The sequence below is a fragment of the Planomicrobium sp. CPCC 101110 genome, assembly GCF_007859395.1.
GTDB lineage: Bacteria > Bacillota > Bacilli > Bacillales_A > Planococcaceae > Planococcus.
Genome location: NZ_VOHD01000003.1, coordinates 112,853 through 133,162, shown reverse-complemented (window position 1 = coordinate 133,162; position 20,310 = coordinate 112,853). Strand labels below are relative to the sequence as shown.

At 46.3% G+C, this 20,310-nt stretch carries 19 protein-coding genes and 1 pseudogene; 11 read left to right on the top strand and 9 right to left on the bottom strand.

Going from position 1 to position 20,310, the window contains the following annotated elements; translation table 11 throughout:
• Nucleotide 1 precedes the first annotated feature (1 nt).
• From FQV30_RS00880 to FQV30_RS00855, 6 genes are all read right to left on the bottom strand, one after another.
• Nucleotides 2–1,075, bottom strand: coding sequence for a branched-chain amino acid aminotransferase (locus tag FQV30_RS00880; protein WP_146498267.1), 1,074 nt, complete (start codon nt 1,073–1,075; stop codon nt 2–4).
• Nucleotides 1,076–1,096: 21 nt separating this feature from the next.
• A complete protein-coding gene (locus tag FQV30_RS00875) occupies nt 1,097–1,711 on the bottom strand; it encodes an NUDIX hydrolase (RefSeq protein ID WP_146498266.1) in 615 nt (204 codons plus the stop codon).
• Nucleotides 1,712–1,867: 156 nt separating this feature from the next.
• Nucleotides 1,868–2,437, bottom strand: a complete 570-nt coding sequence (locus FQV30_RS00870) for a class I SAM-dependent methyltransferase (RefSeq protein WP_146498265.1) — start codon at nt 2,435–2,437, stop codon at nt 1,868–1,870.
• Nucleotides 2,438–2,899: 462 nt separating this feature from the next.
• Nucleotides 2,900–4,198, bottom strand: coding sequence for a C4-dicarboxylate transporter DctP (gene dctP, locus FQV30_RS00865; RefSeq protein ID WP_146498264.1), 1,299 nt, complete (start codon nt 4,196–4,198; stop codon nt 2,900–2,902).
• Nucleotides 4,199–4,376: 178 nt separating this feature from the next.
• The gene (locus FQV30_RS00860) at nt 4,377–5,072 is read right to left on the bottom strand and encodes a response regulator (protein ID WP_146498263.1); all 696 of its coding nucleotides are present in this window, start codon (nt 5,070–5,072) and stop codon (nt 4,377–4,379) included.
• The gene (locus FQV30_RS00855; RefSeq protein ID WP_146498262.1) at nt 5,062–6,663 is read right to left on the bottom strand and encodes an ATP-binding protein; all 1,602 of its coding nucleotides are present in this window, start codon (nt 6,661–6,663) and stop codon (nt 5,062–5,064) included. Before FQV30_RS00855 ends, FQV30_RS00860 begins: the two co-directional genes overlap by 11 nt.
• Before the next feature lie 76 nt (nt 6,664–6,739).
• Between FQV30_RS00855 and FQV30_RS00850 the strand changes: the two genes are divergently transcribed.
• Nucleotides 6,740–7,804 carry a DctP family TRAP transporter solute-binding subunit gene (locus FQV30_RS00850; RefSeq protein WP_146498261.1) on the top strand — a complete coding sequence of 355 codons (1,065 nt, stop codon included), beginning with the start codon at nt 6,740–6,742 and terminating at the stop codon, nt 7,802–7,804.
• Nucleotides 7,805–7,865: 61 nt separating this feature from the next.
• Here the strand turns inward: FQV30_RS00850 and FQV30_RS00845 are convergent.
• Nucleotides 7,866–8,159, bottom strand: a pseudogene (locus FQV30_RS00845) (zinc ribbon domain-containing protein YjdM); the annotation flags it as partial.
• Between the two features lie 80 nt (nt 8,160–8,239).
• Nucleotides 8,240–9,298 carry a tRNA 2-selenouridine(34) synthase MnmH gene (mnmH, locus tag FQV30_RS00840; protein ID WP_146498259.1) on the bottom strand — a complete coding sequence of 353 codons (1,059 nt, stop codon included), beginning with the start codon at nt 9,296–9,298 and terminating at the stop codon, nt 8,240–8,242.
• A 163-nt stretch (nt 9,299–9,461) separates the two neighbouring features.
• Between mnmH and FQV30_RS00835 the strand changes: the two genes are divergently transcribed.
• From FQV30_RS00835 to FQV30_RS00815, 5 genes are all read left to right on the top strand, one after another.
• A complete protein-coding gene (locus FQV30_RS00835; RefSeq protein WP_146498258.1) occupies nt 9,462–10,487 on the top strand; it encodes an alpha/beta fold hydrolase in 1,026 nt (341 codons plus the stop codon).
• Nucleotides 10,488–10,794: 307 nt separating this feature from the next.
• Complete coding sequence (locus FQV30_RS00830; protein WP_146498257.1) at nt 10,795–11,964, top strand: galactokinase; 1,170 nt, start codon at nt 10,795–10,797, stop codon at nt 11,962–11,964.
• A 14-nt stretch (nt 11,965–11,978) separates the two neighbouring features.
• A complete protein-coding gene (gene galE, locus FQV30_RS00825) occupies nt 11,979–12,974 on the top strand; it encodes a UDP-glucose 4-epimerase GalE (RefSeq protein ID WP_146498256.1) in 996 nt (331 codons plus the stop codon).
• Nucleotides 12,958–14,457 carry a UDP-glucose--hexose-1-phosphate uridylyltransferase gene (gene galT, locus FQV30_RS00820; protein ID WP_370512343.1) on the top strand — a complete coding sequence of 500 codons (1,500 nt, stop codon included), beginning with the start codon at nt 12,958–12,960 and terminating at the stop codon, nt 14,455–14,457. The genes galE and galT overlap by 17 nt, the downstream gene beginning before the upstream one ends.
• Before the next feature lie 12 nt (nt 14,458–14,469).
• Nucleotides 14,470–15,507 (top strand): aldose epimerase family protein, encoded by a 1,038-nt coding sequence (locus FQV30_RS00815; protein ID WP_146498254.1) that lies wholly within the window; start codon nt 14,470–14,472, stop codon nt 15,505–15,507.
• Nucleotides 15,508–15,536: 29 nt separating this feature from the next.
• Here FQV30_RS00815 and FQV30_RS00810 read toward each other — a convergent pair whose 3' ends face one another.
• Nucleotides 15,537–16,715, bottom strand: coding sequence for an ROK family transcriptional regulator (locus FQV30_RS00810; protein ID WP_146498253.1), 1,179 nt, complete (start codon nt 16,713–16,715; stop codon nt 15,537–15,539).
• Between the two features lie 162 nt (nt 16,716–16,877).
• On the opposite strand from FQV30_RS00810, the gene FQV30_RS00805 reads away from it, so the two are divergent.
• From FQV30_RS00805 to FQV30_RS00785, 5 genes are all read left to right on the top strand, one after another.
• The gene (locus FQV30_RS00805; RefSeq protein WP_146498252.1) at nt 16,878–17,696 is read left to right on the top strand and encodes an aldo/keto reductase; all 819 of its coding nucleotides are present in this window, start codon (nt 16,878–16,880) and stop codon (nt 17,694–17,696) included.
• A gap of 375 nt (nt 17,697–18,071) precedes the next feature.
• The gene (locus FQV30_RS00800) at nt 18,072–18,581 is read left to right on the top strand and encodes a DUF4178 domain-containing protein (RefSeq protein ID WP_146498251.1); all 510 of its coding nucleotides are present in this window, start codon (nt 18,072–18,074) and stop codon (nt 18,579–18,581) included.
• A gap of 19 nt (nt 18,582–18,600) precedes the next feature.
• Nucleotides 18,601–19,272 carry a PspA/IM30 family protein gene (locus tag FQV30_RS00795; protein ID WP_146498250.1) on the top strand — a complete coding sequence of 224 codons (672 nt, stop codon included), beginning with the start codon at nt 18,601–18,603 and terminating at the stop codon, nt 19,270–19,272.
• A 60-nt stretch (nt 19,273–19,332) separates the two neighbouring features.
• Nucleotides 19,333–19,881, top strand: coding sequence for a DUF4247 domain-containing protein (locus FQV30_RS00790; protein ID WP_186725480.1), 549 nt, complete (start codon nt 19,333–19,335; stop codon nt 19,879–19,881).
• Between the two features lie 23 nt (nt 19,882–19,904).
• Nucleotides 19,905–20,300, top strand: coding sequence for a DUF350 domain-containing protein (locus tag FQV30_RS00785; RefSeq protein ID WP_146498248.1), 396 nt, complete (start codon nt 19,905–19,907; stop codon nt 20,298–20,300).
• The last annotated feature ends 10 nt before the right edge of the window (nt 20,301–20,310 follow it).

Below are 20,310 nucleotides of genomic sequence, written 5' to 3'. Positions count from 1 at the left end.
TTCAGCTTAATGCAACTACCCATCCAAACGGATCGTCCACTTTTCCTCGCTGAATACCTGTGATTGTGTCGTATAATTTTTGTGATACTTCACCGATTTCCCGGTTGTTGATGACTATTTTTTGCCCCTGCCAATTAAGTTCGCCGACTGGAGAAATTACTGCGGCTGTACCTGTGCCAAATACTTCTTCGACTGTGCCGTCCGCAAATGCCTGGTACACTTCCTCGATTGATATTTTCCGTTCAACAACCGGCATGCCCCAGCTCTCCAGCAGTTCAATGATCGACATGCGGGTGATCCCTTTCAAGATACTGCCGGTCAATGCAGGAGTGATGATTTCTCCGTTGATTTTGAAGAAGATATTCATACTGCCGACTTCTTCTATATACTTTTTCTCTGCCCCATCCAGCCATAGCACGTCCGCATTTCCTTCTTTTTTTGCAAGGGCTTGCGCCTGATAGCCGGAAGAATAATTTCCTGCTGTTTTTGCCATCCCGGTTCCGCCTTTTACAGCGCGCGTGAATTGCTCCTCAACGTGGATTGTGACGGGACGGATGCCGCCTGGAAAATAAGAGCCGACAGGCGATAAGATGATCATGAACGTATAAGTGCGGGAAGGCCCAACAGCCAAGTTCGGCTCTGTCGAGATGATGAATGGACGAACATATAAAGAAGTGCCTTCCGTGGACGGAACCCAGTCCTTTTCGATTTCAAGCAACTTCATCAAACAGTTCAATACGCGGCCTTCATCAACCGGCGGGATGCTCAACCGGTCGCTTGACAGATTCAACCGCTGAAAATTCTTTTCCGGACGGAAAAGCAGAATGCGGTCGTCCTCCGCCCGGTATGCCTTTAATCCTTCAAATACTGTTTGTCCATAATGAAAAATCATGGCAGCAGGATCCAAAGAAATAGGCGCATACGGAACAATCCGCGGATCATGCCACCCTTCCCCTTCAATATAATCCATCATGAACATATGGTCAGTGAATATTGTTCCAAAAGGCACTTGGTCTTGTGAAGGCTTCGGTTTCTTGTTTAGAGTGGTCGTTATGGATATTTGGTCTATTGTCATTTTTACTGTTCCTCCTGCTTTTTAGCGAATGATTTCCACAAAGTGGCTTAAAATGCGAGCGGTCAATCCCCAGATCACTTTATCTTCGTAGATGTAAAAGTATTCATCCAAAGTTCTGGTCCGCCAATTGTAATTTTCTCCTCCGGCAATCAAGTTGTAGGGAAAACTCTCTTCCGGCTGCACATCAAAATTGATCCGGTAAATTTTCGGTTTTATTTCCAGGAAAAATGCCAAAGGCACTGTAAAGAGGCTGTCTACTTCCGGAGGATTGGGCTTGAATTGAACAGCCGGATCGATGAATCCTGCATAAGTATAAACCATCATACCGAACGGGGAGACAATATAATCCAGCGGAAAAACGTCGAAAATATCTTCCCTCTTAATGCCAAGCTCTTCTGTAGTCTCTCTGAGAGCTGTGTCTCTTTCGCTTTTATCTTGGGCATCGATCCTTCCCCCTGGAAAACAGATTTCCCCCGGCTGCCTCCTCAGCTTATGGGAACGGATTTCAAAAAGAATATGGATGTCCCCTTCTTTCTCTATAAGCGGCAAAAGAATGGCATATTTGGAGAAATCTTCACTGCCGAGAATGGAAGGTGTCCGTGTTTTCACTTTGCTTAAAATAGTCTTCGGTTTCATAGCATCACCATCCAGTTCCGCATTTATCGTTTCTTCTATTGGGAGAGCAAACAGCTTAGACAAAAACCCTGAATTTGGACGTTCACTTGATAGTCCGAATTTCAGGGCACGCAACATATTTTCTTAACCAGGAATAGAGTTCCGGAACTGCAAAGCTTATCTTTTTTTGATGGCTTCGTATAACCGCAAAGGCGGAATATTCCTAAAAAAGTACTGGTCATTGGATTTTTCAAAATAATCGACCAAATGCATTTTCAAGTGCTCATCCTTTTGGAAAAAGGTTTGATAAAGCAAAAATTTCCCGCCTTTTTTTATCATATGGCTTGTTCTTTTTACGATATCCTCGCGGGTGTCTTCGTCCAACAATGAAAATGGGATGCCTGAAATGACATAATCCACCTTTTCCAAACCATAGCTTCTGACAATGCCGATAATATTTTCAGCGCTGTCTTGATGCACCTTCAAGCGAGGGTCTTTGACGTTTTTCTTCAAATAATCAACGAAATTCGCATTCAATTCAATGGCAATGATTATGGAATCCGGTGTAATGCGCTTCAGCAGATAATTGGTGAAAACCCCCGTCGCCGGACCGTATTCGACAATGACCACTTTTTTGCTTAAATCCATTTTGCGGCATACTTCCCTCACCCCTTTTTGCGATGTGGGTGTAATGGATGCGATATTGGGATCTTTGATGAAGTTTTTCACATACTCGACTGTACTCATTTTTCCGCCCCTTCCCCGAATAGCAACTTTTAATGGAAAATCAAGCTTTTGAATTTTCAAGATTTTTGTATGATATACCCTGTACGAAACCTGGCTAATCAACTGACCACAGTCTTTGCAATGTTAAACTTGAATTTTCCTTTTGGTAAGAGAAGGAGATTTATAAGGTCCAGAAAACCTCTTGCTTATAATTGAAGCAGCCGTAGATTCATTTAAGAAATTTTCTCCTGTGAGATGAAAGCGGCAAGATGCTTTTATTTAGCATAACGAAAGATCGAGTTTCTGTCTCTAGCAAGACGAACATTCCGCAAATTTTTCTTGAAAAGGCGTGGACTGGCGGCTTCTTACAGTTTTTAAAACACCTTCTTTTAAAAGTGTCAATAAGCTTTCTTTGTTCGGCATAGCAAAGTTCCCAAAAATAAAAAGACCTTCAAAAATGAAGGTCTTTTCATTGGCATCCAATCAAGCTTCTGAATTTATCGCAGCTGCTCTGCCTGCTTTTCTCATAGCGACCATATCGGTGTATGCTTGCTTGCTTTTCGATTCATCGAATTCGCCAACGCTCTTCGCTACGACCAATGTAGCGATCCCGTTGCCGATCAAATTGACGATTGCACGGCCTTCGCTCATGAAGCGGTCTACGCCAAGAAGCAGTGCCAATCCTTCAAGAGGGATAACTTGCAAAGCAGATAATGTAGAAGCAAGAACGATAAAACCGCTTCCTGTAACGCCTGCAGCGCCTTTAGATGTGAGCATCAAAACCAAGATGATTGTGATTTGCTGGCCGATTGATAAATCTATACCGAATACTTGCGCCAAGAAAACGACAGCCATGGACAAGTAGATGGAAGTTCCATCCAGGTTAAATGAGTAGCCGGTCGGGATGACAAGGCCGACAACCGATTTTGAAGCTCCATAGCGCTCCATTTTGTCCATCATGCGCGGCAATACAGATTCCGAGGAACTTGTGCCCAACACAATGAGGATTTCTTCTTTGATGAATTTCAAGTAGTTCCATAAGCTGATGCCGTTCATTTTACAGATAAGGTTCAAAACGATGAAGATGAACAGGAACATGGTGGTGTATACAGAAAACATCAATTTTGCCAATGGCACCAATGAGGATAATCCGAAAAAGCCGATGGTGTAAGCCATTGCCGCAAATGCCCCGATTGGAGCCGCTTTCATCACATAACCGATAATTTTAAAGAAAACCAATGACAGGCGGTCCAGAAATTCCGTAATCGGTTTGCCTTTCTCGCCAAGAGCTGCAAGCCCGGTACCAAACAAGATGGAAAAGAACAAAACCTGCAGGATATCCCCTTTTGCAAACGCATCCACCATGTTCGATGGCACGATGTGTGTGAAAAATTCAATCCAATTGATGCCCTGGGCGCCTTGTTCCGTGTACTGGGACACATCGCCTTTTTCAAGCTTGCTGAAGTCCAGCCCTGCTCCCGGCTTCAGGACGTTGACCACGACCAGGCCGATGACAAGCGCCAAAGTTGTGACTACCTCAAAATAAATGAACGCTTTTCCGCCGACCTTGCCGACTTTTTTCATATCGCCCATTTTCGCAATTCCGAGAACGATTGTTAAAAAGATGATAGGTGCGATGACCATTTTGACGGCATTGATGAATGTATCCCCGATCGGCTTCATTTCCTTGCCGATATTCGGCCAAATCAAACCGACTAAAACACCGATGACAATAGCAGTTAAAACCTGAAAGGTTAGATTTTTATATAATTTCTTCTTCATGTCTTTTTTCCTCCTTTTACGAATAGTGCATCATTTTCTAATTGTTCTAAATGATAACGCTTTCATCTATTCAGGAGAAGCTTATGGTCATAATGGCTGTTTTGGTCTTTTTGGTCTTTTCTATGCAACACAAAAGCAATCAATGAAGAAACCAAAATTTCCACTGATTGCTTTATGATTACTTCCTATTATAGATATAGCGGTTTACTGGCCTTCCGACTCCGCCGTACTGGACATCTAATGTAATGACGCCGCTTTTCTCCAGGTAATCCAAGTAGCGGCGGGCCGTGACCCTGGCGATTCCGATGGCGTTCGCCACTTCTTCTGCAGACCTTGGAGCGTCCTGCACCTGGATATTGGCTGTAATCTCGTTCAAAGTAAACTCGTTCAACCCTTTGGGCAACTGCGACTCTTCACTTTTAATGCTGTGACTTGAATAAAGCAAAGTGTCCAGCTGGTCTTGCGAAAGGGTCTCCGCTTTATCAAAACTCAAGCGATGTTTTCTGTATTTCTCGAGCGCCCGCTGAATGCGGTGAAGCTTGAACGGTTTCATAATATAATCCATCGCTCCATTTTGCAGCATCAGCTTGATGGTTTCAGTGTCTTTCGCCGCCGACACCACGATCACATCGACTTCCAGTTTTTGCTTCCGCAGCTCCTGTAAAGTTTTGATGCCATCTTTTTTTGGCATGAACACATCCAAAATCACCAAATCCGGCTGAAGCGCCTTGATCAGCGCCAAGCCTTCTTCCCCATTTCCGGCAACTTCCATAACACGGAATCCTTCTATGCTTTCAATAAACCCTTTATTCACTTCCTGGACCATTGGATCGTCTTCTATTAACAACACGTTGAATTTTTCTTTATATGCCATACCATTCATCCTCCGCTTCCATCGGGAAAGTGATCAAGAAAGAACTTCCTTCAGCGGGCGCAGAAGATACTTGGATCTGGCCTCTCCCTTTTTCGACAATCTGCTTGACCAAGTAAAGGCCAAACCCTGTGCCCGCTGCCTTGTTTACTGTAAAGCCCTTCTCATAGAGCATTGGCATGTATTCCTCTTTAATGCCAGAGCCGTTGTCCTCTACTAAGACGGCACATATGCCTTCTGATTGCTCAATGCTGACATCGATCCGTTTATCTCCGGTTTTCACATGTTCGAAAGAACCAAAAGCGTTTTCGATCAAATTGCCAAGCAGGACTACAAAATCATGCTGGTCCAGTTCATCCGGGAAATCCGAAAAATAACTGTTCGGATCGAGCACCACTTCAACATCCAGTTCTTTCCCCCGTCTTATTTTGCTTAAAAGCAGTCCTGCAATGGCATCGTTTTGGATTTTTTCATTCAAAAAGCTTGTGACATTTTCTTGTTCTTCAGTAGTGTTATAAGCGAGCTGAAGCGCCTTTTCGGGTTTCCCAAGCTGGATCAGGCCAGCGATGGTATGCAATTTGTTCATGTGTTCGTGGCTTTGGACCCGCAGCGCTTCAACAAAGTTTTTGACGCCGGTCAATTCTTCAGCAAGTTTCGCCACTTCCGTTCTGTCTTGGAAAATAGCGACAGCGCCAATGAGTTCTTCATCTTTCCGGATCGGAATCCGTGTGCTGACAATCACTTTTCCGCTCACTTTGATTTCTTCATTGTAAACGGCTTGGTTCTTCTCGACAATTTCAGGAAGCCTTGTATCTTTCAGAACGGAACGGATTGGCTGTCCGACAAAATGTCCCTGCACATTGAAAACTTTCTTGGCTTTCTCATTGAAGATTGTAATGATTTCTCTATTGTCTATGGCAATGACGCCTTCATTCATGGAATGGAATGTCGCAGTCCGCTCTTCATGCATCCGCTTGATCTCGAACGGTTCCAGATGGAACATCTGCTTTTTGATATGGTTGGCAAGCAGTAAAGAACCGGCCAAACCAAACACTAACGTAAGGATAACGATTAGTAAAACCGCTTTTCCCAAACCGCTCATGATATCGAAAAGATTCGGTATTTTGTTGCCGACAACCACCACGCCTATTTGGTTGAGCTCAGTGTCTTTTATCGGCACGAAAGCCCGGATCACCGTACCAAGCTCCCCTTTGGCTTTGGAAAAATAGATATGTTCGGCAAAAGCCGCCTCTTCGTCTTCGCCGCCTGAAAGCGTTCCGACCTTTTCCCGAATCGGATGGGAGTAGCGGATTTTTTCCATATTCATGACGACAATATAGTCGGCTTCGTTGATAATGCGGATTTCTTCCGCAATCGGATTGATCGTTTTCCAACCCTTTGGCCGCCCGATGGCGTTTTTTACATCGGACAATTCTGCTACAGTCCTGGCTGTGTTCATCGCCCGTATCTGCAAATCTTTTTCTTCTGTTTGCTGGATATTGGCAATGACGACAATGCCACCGACCAACAAGGAAAAGATGACGACTGCATATGACAATATCATGATTTTCCAACGGATTGGCAGCTGCTTCATCATTCGTGCTCCTTCCCCTTTACGAACCGGACAGTTCTGATTATGCTTACAGTAACGATTGCAGAGGAGGTTCAGCATGAAAAAGACATCCGTTTATCTGGCCCTTGCATGCATCGGCCTCGCCCTTGCCGCTTATTTAGGGTATTCCAATCTGTTTCCGCAGGCAGAGCCTCCCTATGATGATGACCAGGAAGGGTTAAGCGGACAAATTGTGTTTAAGTTTAGCCATGTAGTGGCCGAAAATACGCCAAAAGGGCAAGCCGCGGCGAAATTTGCCGAACTTGTCGCCGAGAAATCAAATGGCAAAATCCAAATTGTTGTCTTCCCTAACGGAAGCTTATACTCTGACATCGAAGAAATCAATGCTTTAAAGGACGGTCAAGTTCAATTTATCGCACCTTCCACTTCCAAGCTTGGCGAATTATCGCCAAGATGGGGCATACTCGACTTGCCTTTCGCTTTTGACAGCCATGAAGCGATGCAGCGCGGCATACATGGCGACATAGGACGGAAATTGCTTGATTCGCTTCAGGAAAATGAGTTGGTCGGCCTTGCCCACTGGTCCAATGGCTTCAAGCAGATTACCTCCAATACCGGTCCTATTACAGAGCCCGCTGATTTGAAAGGGCAAAAGCTCCGGATTATGCCAAATGAAATTATCCGTGAACAATTCGATATGCTGGGTGTGGAGTCCCACGAGGAATCGTTCAACTCCACTTATAATTTGATCGAAGCAGGCATAGTTGATGGAGAAGAAAACACGATTTCCAATATATATTCCAAAAAATTCTATAATGTCCAAAAGCATTTGACCATCAGCAGCCACGGCTATTTAGGGTATGCTGTCATGATGGACCAAGCCGTCTGGAATCAGCAATCAGACGGTACCAAGCAGATTCTTCTGGAAGCCATGGAAGAGACGACAGCCTGGAATGATAAGAACGCCATCAAGCTCAACGAAGAGCAGCTTGCGCTCATCAAACAGCAATCCCCTATTCAAATCCATGAACTTACCGAGGCACAAAAACAGCGATGGAAGGAAAAGCTGGTTCCGCTGTATGAACAATTCAGTAAGGAGATTGGAGCAGACATGCTGGAAGAGTTGAAAATTCTGCAGAAAAGCCACAAAACCAATCCTTAACCGAGAACAAGCTTGGCAGTTCTTCCCATAGGAAGCAGCCAAGCTTGTTCTGGTTTATCCATCACGCTTTTTTCACAAATTCGGATTTCAATTTCATCGGTCCGAAGCCGTCGATTTTGCAGTCGATATTATGGTCCCTTTCGACCAGCAGGATATTTTTCACTTTCGTCCCGATTTTCAAGACGGACGAACTGCCTTTCACTTTTAAATCTTTAATGACGGTGACAGCATCCCCGCTATTTGATGGATTTCCGTTGGCGTCTTTGGCAACAACCGATTCTTCAGCTTTTTCCGGTTCTCCTGCCGGCATCCACTCATGGCCGCATTCCGGACAGACAAACCGGCTTCCATCATCGTTGTGTCCTCATCTCATTTTGATAGCTCCACTATAGCAGGAATTTGCGCAGGTTCCCCGCAGCCCCGGCAATTCAAGAGCTAAACAGACTGCTTGTTGTCTGCAGTACCCAGTTTCGGGATATGGTCTTTCACTGCTTGAATGGCCTCTTCTATATTTTGGACCTTCAAAATCTTTTTCTGCGTTTCCGGATATTGGAGGCTCATATGCTGATAGCGGGAATCATAATAATACTCCAACAGCAAACTGACTGCGGCAGAATATCCTCCTGCTTCCAAGTTCGCTTCTATTTGTATCGCCACCTCTTGCGGCATCCGCGATTTGATCCGGAGAAAGGCTTCCATAAATTCTTCCTGATGCTGGTCAGGCTGATAGTCTTCCAGAATTTCCTTGATCCGCTCTTCCATCGGCATATCGATGAACAGATGCAGGCTGCGTACTTTCCATTCGCTGAGCCAAGGCGGGATGCCCGCTTTGCCGATTCGGCTGCCTTCTGCTTCAAAAAGTACATAAGGCGAATTCTGCAGTTCCCGCACTTTATGGACAAGCAGCGAATCAAACACCTTCTGGTTATGTGGTTCAGCCCCGATATGGCCGAATATCGACCCTTTATGGTTAGCCATAGCTTCCAAATCCATGACCGGGTAGCCTTCTTTTTGCAGCGTCTTTAAAATTCTTGTTTTGCCTGTTCCTGTCAATCCGTTCAGTACATAGGCGTTAACCGGAACTACAGGCTGTTCCAGTTGATTGACTACCCATTTGCGGTATTCGCGGATTCCGCCTTCCAGCCGGTTTACATGGATATCCATCAACGACAAGAGTGTCGCGGTTGTTCTGCTGCGCATGCCGCCGCGCCAGCAAAACACTGTTTTGCTGCCGCTGACCTTTCTGATTTCCCGGACAAACCCGGGAAGCTTGGCAGAAATAATTTCAAGCCCCCGTTCCTTGGCGGCATCCACACTCATTTGTTTGTACAGCGTGCCGATTTCGGCCCGTTCCGCATCATCAAAAAACGGAATGTTGATGCTTCCCGGCATTGTGAAATTTTTGTATTCGGATGGCGACCTGACATCAATCAAAGTCATTTCCCCTTTTTCCATCAACGGGATCAAGTTTTCTATTTTAATATTACTGAACATAATTTTTCCTCCATGGAATGCACTTTTTTCTTTATCCCAAGTATACACCTGCCGGAGGCACCCTATGGATTTAAATACTTGTTCTTTTTTAGGAAAATGTAACCGTGTTATCCAAGAGGCACGGGATTATAATCGAAGAAAATTCAAGTAGGAGGAGCTTCATATGGGAACATCGATTGAAAAGAAGAAAACCAAGCCTTTGTGGATGAAAATTCTTTTTTCGCTCGTTGCCTTAACCGTGCTCCTAGCAGTTTCAGGAATTGCCTTTGAAGCGATAGCCAGCCATCAAGGAGCCAAAAAGTATCCGCCTGAAGGAAAAATGGTTGACGCCGGCGGCACCAAACTGCATCTTCTACAGCAAGGAACCGGAAAGCCGGTTGTGTTGCTTGAAACAGGCAGTGGGTTGGCAAGCACCAGCTGGAGCGATCTGCCGGAAAAATTAGCAGCATACGGCACTGTCGTGGCTTATGACCGTGCGGGCTACGCCTGGAGTGAAGAAGCAACTGCCGAACGAACCGGCAGCAATATCGTTCAGGAACTGTATACAGCTTTAAAGAAGGAAAAAATTGAAGGGCCTTACATCTTGGTGGGCCATTCGCTGGGAGGAATGTATTCCCGCCTGTTCGCCCAAACTTATCCTGAGGAAGTCGGAGGCATTGTGCTGCTCGACGCAAGGCCTGAAAACTTTTCAAGGGAAACCGCTCCTTTTTTTGAAGCTGCCGGACTTGACCCAGCTTCAGTGAATATCCCGTCTGCCAATACGCTTACTTTATTGAAGCGGCTCGGCGTTATCCGCTTAATGGAGAATTCTGTTTTGCCCGGCCTTCCAGAAGACGAGCAGGACAAAATCATGAACATCGAAATGCAGCCTAAATTTTTTCAGGCTCAGGAACAAGAATTGAAAAATCTCACCAATTTAGAGGACAGTATCCGTGGCCGAACATTGGGAGACCTTCCTTTGACAATCATCACCCACGGAATTCCGACAGATGCCACTGCTGTCGGGATACCAGCAGAGAACAGCGAACAAATGGAAAATATGTGGCAGGAACAGCAAAAGCAATTGCTTGCCCTTTCTACGGACAGCAAGCTGATTGTCGCTGAAAAGAGCGGCCACTTTGTAATGGATGACGAGCCGGAGCTGGTTTTCAAAGCCATCAAAGAGCGGATGGAACAGGTGAAGCCTTAATACTAATTTCGATATAAAAAGGAGAGCAAAGACCATCTTTGCTCTCCTTTCATATACTGAATTAATAGCGAGTTCTAAACATAGTATCCACGGTCCTAATTGCTTGAAGCCTCTGGACTTTTAAAATGCCCATAGATGTGCCGTAATATTGTCTTGTCAAAAGTTTAATTTTTAAAAAATTAAGGACATATTTTAATTGCTTCTCCAAAAGAAAAATAGTAAGCTTGTCTTAACTTAATTAATTAATTTAATTAAGTTAAGACTTTCAAATATATCGCTGTTTTCATCAGCCGGTTCAGGAGGCATTATGAATACTACAACGAATCTCATAAAAGAATTTCAGGCAATTTTTATGTCAGCAGAAACGCCAAGGGTTTTTTTCGCCCCTGGAAGAATGAATCTGATCGGTGAACACACGGATTACAACGGAGGCCATGTATTTCCCGCTTCCCTGTCTTTTGGAACGTACGCCCTCGGCTGCAAGCGTGATGACCAGCTTTTGCGTTTTTATTCTTTGAACTTCCCGGAGACTGGTATTATCGAGTGCGATTTGAACAGCTTGTCTTTTGATGAAGCTGCCGGCTGGGCCAACTACCCGAAAGGAATGGTCCTCTATATGAAAGAAGCAAGCAACAGCGCTCTTCATGGCGCCGATATCCTGTTTTACGGCAACATTCCAAACGGTGCCGGCCTTTCTTCCTCCGCTTCGATTGAATTGGCAACCGGTGTTTTGGTAAACGGGCTTTTCGGCCTGAACATGGAGCGCATCCCTATGGTCCAGCTTGGCCAAAAAGTTGAAAATGAATATATTGGTGTGAACAGCGGGATCATGGATCAATTCGCCATTGGGATGGGGAAAGAAAACCATGCGATTTTGCTGAATTGCCAAACGCTCGACTACCGATATGCCCCGATTGTTCTGGAAAACCATTCGGTAGTCATCATTAATACCAATAAGCAGCGTACGCTAGCCGGATCCAAATACAATGAACGCCGCTCTCAGTGCGAAGAAGCGGTAAAAGAGCTGCAGCAAAAATTGCCGATCAGCAGTTTAGGCGAATTATCGGCCCTGCAGTTTGAGGAAAACAAACAGCTGATCACTGATCCGATCAACCGGAAGCGTGCGAAACATGCTGTTTTCGAAAATCTGCGGACATTGGAAGCGCTGGAAAAGCTGCAGCAAGACGATCTTGCCGGCTTTGGCCAACTGATGAACGAATCCCATCTTTCTTTGCGGGATGATTATGAAGTAACCGGCATTGAACTGGACACCATAGTACAGGCCGCTTGGGACCAAGAAGGCGTTATAGGAGCGCGCATGACCGGCGCCGGGTTCGGCGGATGCGCTATTGCCATCGTCGAGAAAGACAGGGTTGAAGAATTCAAGGCAAATATCAATAAAAAATACCATGAAGTTGTCGGTTATGAAGCCACTTTTTACACGGCTGCCATAGGCGATGGAGCAAGAGAACTTTAAGGGAGAGTGAACCTATGAGCATTTTAGTATTAGGCGGAGCTGGCTATATCGGCTCGCATGCTGTTTACCAATTGATCGATCAAGGGGAAAATGTCGTAATCGTGGATAACTTGGAAACCGGCCACAGCGGCTCGGTGCATCCGAAGGCTGTCCTTTATGAAGGGGATATGCGTGATCTTGCGTTCCTCAATTCCATTTTCGAAAAAGAATCGATTGAAGCGGTCATTCATTTTGCTGCAAATTCACTTGTCGGAGAATCCATGGAAAACCCTCTCAAGTATTTTGACAACAATGTTTATGGAACCCAGGTTCTGCTTCAGGCGATGGTCCGGCATGATGTGAAAAAAATCGTCTTTTCTTCCACCGCCGCCACTTACGGCGAGCCGGAATCCGTGCCAATCACCGAAACGATGCCGACAGTGCCGACAAGTACATACGGCGAAACAAAATTGACAATGGAAAAGATGATGAGATGGACAGAGCAAGCCCATGGCATCCGCTTCGTTTCATTGCGCTACTTCAATGTGGCCGGAGCCCGGCAAGGAGCCGCAATAGGCGAAGACCATCGTCCGGAATCACATTTGGTTCCGCTTATTCTGCAGACGGCGCTTGGGCAAAGGCCACATATCACCGTATTCGGCGATGATTACGACACGCCGGACGGCACATGCATCCGCGACTATGTCCATGTGGAAGATTTGATCGACGCCCACCTTCTGGCTTTGAACTACTTAAGAAAAGGCGGCCAAAGCAATATTTTCAACTTAGGCAGCAGCCAGGGCTTCTCGGTGAGCGAGATGATAGAGACGGCCCGAACTGTAACCGGCAAGGAAATTCCTGCTAAAATTGGTCCCCGACGAGCCGGCGATCCAAGCATTTTAATAGCAAGTTCCGATAAAGCCCGGCAAGTGCTCGGCTGGAACCCTACACGCACTTCTGTAACGAAAATTTTTGAGGATGCTTGGGCCTGGCATTCTGCGCATCCAACCGGTTATGAAAAGGAAGTGTGAGCAATTGGCATACCAAGTTTTAGAAGGCCTTATCCAGCAAGCCCTTAAAGCAGAACTGATTGAAAATGCGGATATCGCTTATGCGCGGAACCAGGTGATGAACTTGCTGGCAATGGAATCTTTCCCGGAAGAAGCGGTTGAAGCATTCCACGATAGCATTCCGAACTTGTTGGAAAAATTGATCGCTTATGCCATAGAAGGCGGCATCATCGAAGATATTTTGGACGACAAAGAGATTTTGTCAGCTAATATCATGAATTGCTTTGTTGCCAGGCCTTCTGCTGTAAATGCGGTTTTTCAGCAAAGATATGCGGAATCGCCAGTTGCCGCAACCGATTATTTCTATAATTTGAGCAAAAACAGCAATTACATCCAAATGAACAGGATTGCCAAAAATATTTCTTATAAAGTTGAAAGTCCGTACGGCCAGCTGGATATTACAATCAACTTGTCGAAACCTGAAAAAGACCCTGAGCAGATCAAACGCGAGCGCACATTGAAACAGTCCATCAATTACCCAAAATGTTTATTGTGCAAAGAAAACGAAGGCTACACAGGGCGCATCGGCTATCCGGCAAGAGCCAACCACCGGATTGTCAATGTGCCGATGTCGGGAGAAAATTGGTATTTGCAGTATTCACCATATGTGTATTATAACGAGCACAGCATTTTGCTTTCAGAAGAGCATCGGGATATGAAAATCGATAAGAATGTCTTCTCGCGCCTGCTTACGTTCACGGATAAGTTTCCCCATTACTTTATCGGCTCGAATGCCGACTTGCCGATTGTCGGCGGTTCCATCTTAAGCCATGATCATTATCAGGCTGGGCGCTATGAATTTGCAATGACTCGCGCAGAGGACGCTTTTTCGTTTGAGCTGCCTTCTTATCCTGAAATAGAGGCTGCCGTTGTAAAATGGCCGCTGTCGGTGATACGGCTGCGGGGCACTGATATCAGCCGCCTTGTTGCGGCTTCGGACTATATTTTTCAAACATGGAAATCTTATTCAGATGAACAAGCAGAGGTTATGGCTTTTACGGCTGAAACACCGCATAACACCATTACCCCTATTGCCCGAAACAAAAATGGGCGATTTGAAATCGACTTGGTGCTGCGAAACAACAGGACGAGCATTGAACATCCACTCGGTATTTTCCATCCTCATGCAGACGTCCATCATATCAAAAAAGAAAACATCGGCTTGATCGAAGTAATGGGATTAGCGGTGCTGCCGCCTCGCCTGAAAGACGAGCTGGCTCAAATCCAAAACTTTTTATTGGGCGGTTCAAGCCGGCCCGAAGACTACCACATGGAATGGGCATCGCAATTGAAAGCGCGATACGGCACTCTTTCAACTGCAGAAGAAGCCGAAGCCGTTCTACAAAAAGAACTTGGCGAAAAATTTGTGCGGGTGCTTGAAGATGCCGGAGTCTTCAAAGACCGGCAGGCATTTGATCGATTTATCCATACATTAAACGACTAGGTGGCGGCAAATATGAATATAAAAGCAGTACCAGTTACAGAGAAATGGACAGAATACACCTTGACGAACGAAGCAGGAATGGCCGTCAGTATTCTGGATTTCGGTGGGATTATCACTAAAATCTTGGTCCCTGATCGCGATGAAAATTTGGAGAATGTAGTCCTGGGTTATAGGAACATCCGGGACTATCAGCAAAACCCTAATTATTTCGGCGCTTTGATCGGCCGTGTAGCTGGCAGGATCCAAGGGGCATCTTTTGAACTTTCCGGTAACACCCATGTTCTAGAATCGAATGAGGGAGCTAATCATTTGCACAGTGGTTCTGCAGGGTTTCATCAAGCCCTTTGGCAAGTTGCCCCTTTCCAGACTGAAAACTCACTCGGCTTGACGCTCAGCCATAAGAGCCCGGACGGCGAAGGCGGATACCCCGGCAATGTCACTGTTTCAGTCACCTATACGCTGACAAATGACAACCGGCTGCTTATCGATTATGAAGCCAGCAGCGACAAAACAACGCCTTTGGCTTTGACGAATCATTCTTATTTCAACTTGAGCGGCGACTTGAAAAGCACTGTGGAAACACAGGCGGCGGCCATTGACAGCAGCCAATTCGTCGAACTGGATGATCAGCTTATTCCGACGGGAAATCTGATTCCTGTTGCCGAAACTCCGTTCGATTTCCGTGCCGGGCGCATGCTTGGGGAAGGATTCAATGAGAAGTTTGCCCAAAACAAACTGGCCGGAGGCGGGTATGATCATTACTTTCTTTTTGACAATACCCGGGAGCAGAAAGCGCTTCTTCAAGACTCCGCCAGCGGGCGACAAATGGCTGTAGAAACCGATCAGCCGGGAATGGTCATGTATACGGGAAACGGCTTGGACGATTCGTTGCTTTTGAACGAAGGAAAGTCGCGGAAATACCTCGGCGTCTGTTTTGAAACACAAGGCTCCCCCGCTTCCTTGCACCATGCGAACATGCCAGACATCGTTTTGCAAGCAGGGGAAGTTTATAAAACACAAACCGTTTTTGCTTTTAGTGTGATGAAATAAAAAACAGGCTGAACCTTCGCATTGAAGGTTCAGCCTGTTTTCATCACCGGATCAAACAATTCGACAAGCAGAAGCGATACCGCTCCCAGCACAGTCGCTTCGTCCCCAAGCCGGCTGACCGTTACGCGCGTCTGTTTTGCTTCCGGGGTTAAAACTTTCTGGCGGATGGCGGCAAGAGCCGCAGGCATCAGGAATTTCTCGCTTTTCATGACTCCGCCCCCCAGTACAATTTCGCCCGGATTGATCACATGGATCAAGTTTGTTAAACCGACTCCCATAATATGTCCCGTTTCGTGCAAAAGCTCGACGCAGTCTGACCTGCCGCTTTCAGCCAACTCAAATATCTCTCTAGCGGTCAACTTCCCATCTTGTTCTTTCAATCGGCTCTTTGCCCGTTTGGCAATGGCCGCTCCACTTATGAACGTCTGCAAGCAGCCCCGATTCCCGCACTCGCATATTTCCCCGTTGATATCGACCGTCATATGGCCAAACTCTCCCGCAATGCCTTGGGCGCCGTGGTAAAGTTTGCCATTTATGACAATTCCGGCCCCTACACCTCTGCCAATATTCACAGCCACCATGCTGTCAGCATCATCATGGCCGCCAAACCAGGATTCGCCCAATGCCATAGCCCTGGCGTCATTTTCAACTCTCACCGTTAGATTGAATTCTTCTTCCAACACTTCTCTTATGGGAATGTTCCTCAAGTTCAAAATCGGTGCGACAAGCGATGTTCCTGTTTTGACGTCCACCACCCCGTGCATGGCGACACCAATGCCGATAATTTTTTCTTGTTCAGCTCCACCAGCCTGCAAAAGAGCGGAAATCGCCTCTTTTACATCTGACAGGAACCGCTCATTTGTCAGCGGATTCTCCAATACCTTTGATGTCCTCTGAAATATGGCTCCTGTTAAATCGGTCAAGACGCATTCCACGCTTTCAGGCCCTGCGTCTACGCCGACCACATAAAATGCCGCCGTGTTGATATGCAGCATAGTCGGCTTTCGCCCTCCGCTTGAATGGCCTAAAACACTCTCCCTTACCAGCCCTTGTTCCATCAGCTCTTTTACAATGCTGCTCACTGTCGGAGGGGTCAGACTGGTTTCTTTCGCAATCTGGGCTCTGGAGATTGGTTCTGCCGTCCTTATTTTGTTTAACACAATCGATTTGTTTACAGATTTCATCAATTGGAAAGTGCCGCGCTGCATAAAAATCCCCCATATCCACACACTGATGCAGCAATTATAACATAGTTAGTTAATTTAATTAATATTATAAAAAGTATAAGGTGCAAGGCTAATTTCTAGACGTTTCCACTTTTTACTAGGTACACTGTGAAAGTAAGCGCTTTATCAAAGGAGGAAGTTCATATGGCAAAAGAAGGTATATTCACTTTCCACAATGGGGTCGAAATCCCGGACATCGGGTTTGGCACTTGGCAGATTCCAAATGAAGAAGCATATGCGGCTGTGACGACTGCGCTTGAAAACGGCTATACGCATATCGATACTGCCTTGGCCTATCAGAACGAGGAAAACGTTGGCAAAGCGGTCCGCGATTTCCGCTTGGCACGCGAAGAAGTATTTATCACAAGCAAACTCCCTGCCCAAACCAAAGGCTATGAGGAAACTTTGCAAGCGTTCGAGGAAACCGTCTCCAATCTTGGCGTTGATTATTTGGACCTTTATCTGATCCACGCTCCTTGGCCATGGACAGAAATCGGAAAAGATTGCACAGAAGGCAACATCCAGTCTTGGAAAGCGATGGAGCGGCTCTATAACGACGGCAAAATCCGGGCGATTGGCGTCTCCAACTTTTCGGAATCCGATATTCAAGCTCTTCTGGACGCCTGCGACATCGTGCCGATGGCCAATCAAATTCCATTTTACATCGGCCGCGACCAGGAAAGCCTCCTAGCATTCTGCGCCAAGCACAATATCGTCGTCGAAGCATATTCGCCGTTAGCGACCGGACAGATTTTGAGCAGTCCGCCGATACTGGAGATGGCGGAAAAATACGGCGTGACGCCTGCCCAATTATGTATCCGCTACTGCTTGGAGCGTGGTACTCTGCCTCTTCCCAAATCGACAAACGAAGCGCGCATCATTGAAAACAGCCAGCTGGATTTCACCATCTCCAAAGAAGACATAGAAACTTTGGATGCAATTGAAGATGTACGCGAAGATTAATTGAACCTATAGTTCCAACCATTTCATGCCCTGCCTTCGAGAAGCGGTCTTCCTTCTTTGGGCTGGGCATTTTCCAATGCTCCAAAAGTGAACAAAAACGTTTTAATGCCAGGCTGGACCGGGTAAAGAAAAAAGACTTTCGGTATTCTGGAGCAACTTGTTTTTCCCTTAACATCAGGCTCGATAATTCGTAGTCCCCATGATACGATAAGGCCATAAGCTCATTTGGGACCCGCTTTTAGTTGATGTTCGTTAACTACGCCGTATCCTGGATGGGCTCTTTTGGCTTTTAGGCCTTTCAAGCTTCAGAATCATCCGTTGTATTGTTGGCAAGTGATGGGGAAAGCGACGCACATAGACAAAAGAGGTGAGAAAATGAGTTTTTTTAACCGCTTATTTGGCGGCGCTGAAAAACAAGAGCCCCAAGTTGAGAAACGGACGCTGCTCAATTTGCGCGTCGGTGATTTTGTGGCTTACGATCTTGTGGATTACGAAATAACCGGAAAGATCCATTACAATGACAGCGGCTATACATGGGATGCTTATCAATTGGCATCAGCAAGCAAAACCCTTTGGCTCAGCGTGGAAATGGATGATGAACTCGAGGTGGGCATCTATGAGAAGTCGCGCGTCCCTGGAATTGAACCGGGGACAAAGAAAATCATGTATGAAGAACGCCCTTATTTTCTGGAAGAGCAAGGACGGGCATACGTTCAAGGAGAAGGCCGAAGCCGAAATGTCAATGGAACAGAAATGGACTACTATGAGTATGTGGACGAATCGGGAGAATCCTTTTTGTCTGTGGAAGTTTGGGGCGGCGAAGTGGAAGTCAGCCACGGCTATGAAATTGAAGAATTCGAAGTCACCATTTTAGCGGGAAGCTAACACTATTGGAGGAGAGAATATGTTTCAATTTTTTAAACGTGTACAAACATATGTAGAATCAGAACTGAACGCAGCACTTGATAAAGCGGAAGATCCGGTAAAAATGCTCGACCAATTCATGCGGGACATGGCAGCGGATATCCGCGATGCCGAAACAGCGGTAGCAAAACAGCTGGCAAATGAAAAAATGCTGAAAAAGAAGTATGACGACGCAAATAGCATGGTCGAAAAGCGTCAGCAGCAAGCCGTCCAAGCGGTTGAAGCCAATAACGAAGAACTTGCACGGCGCGCGCTTGAAGACAAGCAGACTTACGTCAAGCAGGCGGAAGATTTAAAAGGCACCTATGAACAGGCGGCATCCGATTCAGCGGTGCTGCGTGAGAAATTGGCGGAAATGAAGCGCGAATACGAACAGATGGAAATCAAAAAGGATTCTTTGAAAGCCCGGGCGGAATCTGCAAAAACCCGGACCATGATCAACCGCACCATGTCTTCTGTCGGGAGCGATGAATCGCGCAGCGGTTTTGAGCGGATGGAAGAAAAAGTGATGCAGTATGAAGCGGAAGCCGAAACTTCCGAAGATCTGCGGGCTGGCTCGCGCAGCCTTGACGATGAATTCGCCTCACTAAACAAAAACAGTGCAGTGGATGACGAATTGGCAGCGCTCAAACAGCAACTTAAGAAAGAATAAACGGACGGCAGCCCGCTTCCATGCGGCGGGCTGTTTTTGTTCATGTGGGGTGTTTACTTTATGATAAAAAGAGGATGGCTATGCGGAATGATTTCCATGGTGCTTTTTTTGGCTGCTTGCGGAATGAGCCAAGCGGAAGATTACATTGAGCAGAACTATACGTTTGTCGATGCGGTGGCGGGCAGCACTTCAAACGACCGCGCGATGATGTACCGGTCCGAACAAAGCTTGGCCGATACAGCAACAGAGCTCAGCCAAGTGCAGGAACCGGATCAGATCGGCGAAGTGGTGGAAGGCCGGCAAGTTCTTGTTTATGATGATGAATTTGTTATTTTAACAGAAGATCCCGACAATCCAGGGACTACCCTTGTAGAAGTGGCTGGGGAAGAATTCGTACGAAACACTTATCATCCTGGCTTTTTCACCGGTATGTTTGTCGGTTCGTTTTTAAGCAACCGTTTTGGCCCGACATGGGTTACAACCCAAGGCAATCGATGCAGCCGCGGCGGCTGTTATTCCGGCGGCGGTTCGTACAGATCATTCCCGGCCACCAGTTCATATGGGCGCGGTTCAACATTCCGGGGCGGCGGGCCTGGCGTAGGAAAATAACCAATAGCAAAGGAGCTGGAGCAGTGAATTCATTCTTATTGACCTTTTTATATTATCTTGCGGCTATTGCGGTAGTCGTTGCCGGATTGATCGTTTTTGAACTATTGACGAGAAAATACAAAGACTGGGAAGAAATCCATACCAACAACGTGGCTGTCGCCTTGTCAATTGCCGGAAAAATTGTCGGCACCTGCATCATCCTTACGTTCTCCATTCTGCATAACGATACGATTATGGAAACCGTCATTTGGGGATTGTTCGGTTTGGCGCTCCAATTTCTCGCTTATTTCCTTTTCGAAGTGCTTACTCCCCGATTTTCAGTGGAGCAGCAGCTGAAAGAACGAAATACGGCAGTAGGAATCATCTCATGCGCCGTTTCAATCGGATTGGCGTTCGTAATCGGCGCTTCCATTACATAAGGCGGTGTTT

Bases quoted from the DNA above. Each gene is read 5' to 3' on its own strand.
- FQV30_RS00880 (WP_146498267.1), bottom strand. From the start codon at position 1,075: ATGACAATAGACCAAATATCCATAACGACCACTCTAAACAAGAAACCG.
- FQV30_RS00875 (WP_146498266.1), bottom strand. From the start codon at position 1,711: ATGAAACCGAAGACTATTTTAAGCAAAGTGAAAACACGGACACCTTCC.
- FQV30_RS00870 (WP_146498265.1), bottom strand. From the start codon at position 2,437: ATGAGTACAGTCGAGTATGTGAAAAACTTCATCAAAGATCCCAATATC.
- dctP (WP_146498264.1), bottom strand. From the start codon at position 4,198: ATGAAGAAGAAATTATATAAAAATCTAACCTTTCAGGTTTTAACTGCT.
- FQV30_RS00860 (WP_146498263.1), bottom strand. From the start codon at position 5,072: ATGGCATATAAAGAAAAATTCAACGTGTTGTTAATAGAAGACGATCCA.
- FQV30_RS00855 (WP_146498262.1), bottom strand. From the start codon at position 6,663: ATGAAGCAGCTGCCAATCCGTTGGAAAATCATGATATTGTCATATGCA.
- FQV30_RS00850 (WP_146498261.1), top strand. From the start codon at position 6,740: ATGAAAAAGACATCCGTTTATCTGGCCCTTGCATGCATCGGCCTCGCC.
- mnmH (WP_146498259.1), bottom strand. From the start codon at position 9,298: ATGTTCAGTAATATTAAAATAGAAAACTTGATCCCGTTGATGGAAAAA.
- FQV30_RS00835 (WP_146498258.1), top strand. From the start codon at position 9,462: ATGGGAACATCGATTGAAAAGAAGAAAACCAAGCCTTTGTGGATGAAA.
- FQV30_RS00830 (WP_146498257.1), top strand. From the start codon at position 10,795: ATGAATACTACAACGAATCTCATAAAAGAATTTCAGGCAATTTTTATG.
- galE (WP_146498256.1), top strand. From the start codon at position 11,979: ATGAGCATTTTAGTATTAGGCGGAGCTGGCTATATCGGCTCGCATGCT.
- galT (WP_370512343.1), top strand. From the start codon at position 12,958: ATGAAAAGGAAGTGTGAGCAATTGGCATACCAAGTTTTAGAAGGCCTT.
- FQV30_RS00815 (WP_146498254.1), top strand. From the start codon at position 14,470: ATGAATATAAAAGCAGTACCAGTTACAGAGAAATGGACAGAATACACC.
- FQV30_RS00810 (WP_146498253.1), bottom strand. From the start codon at position 16,715: ATGCAGCGCGGCACTTTCCAATTGATGAAATCTGTAAACAAATCGATT.
- FQV30_RS00805 (WP_146498252.1), top strand. From the start codon at position 16,878: ATGGCAAAAGAAGGTATATTCACTTTCCACAATGGGGTCGAAATCCCG.
- FQV30_RS00800 (WP_146498251.1), top strand. From the start codon at position 18,072: ATGAGTTTTTTTAACCGCTTATTTGGCGGCGCTGAAAAACAAGAGCCC.
- FQV30_RS00795 (WP_146498250.1), top strand. From the start codon at position 18,601: ATGTTTCAATTTTTTAAACGTGTACAAACATATGTAGAATCAGAACTG.
- FQV30_RS00790 (WP_186725480.1), top strand. From the start codon at position 19,333: ATGATAAAAAGAGGATGGCTATGCGGAATGATTTCCATGGTGCTTTTT.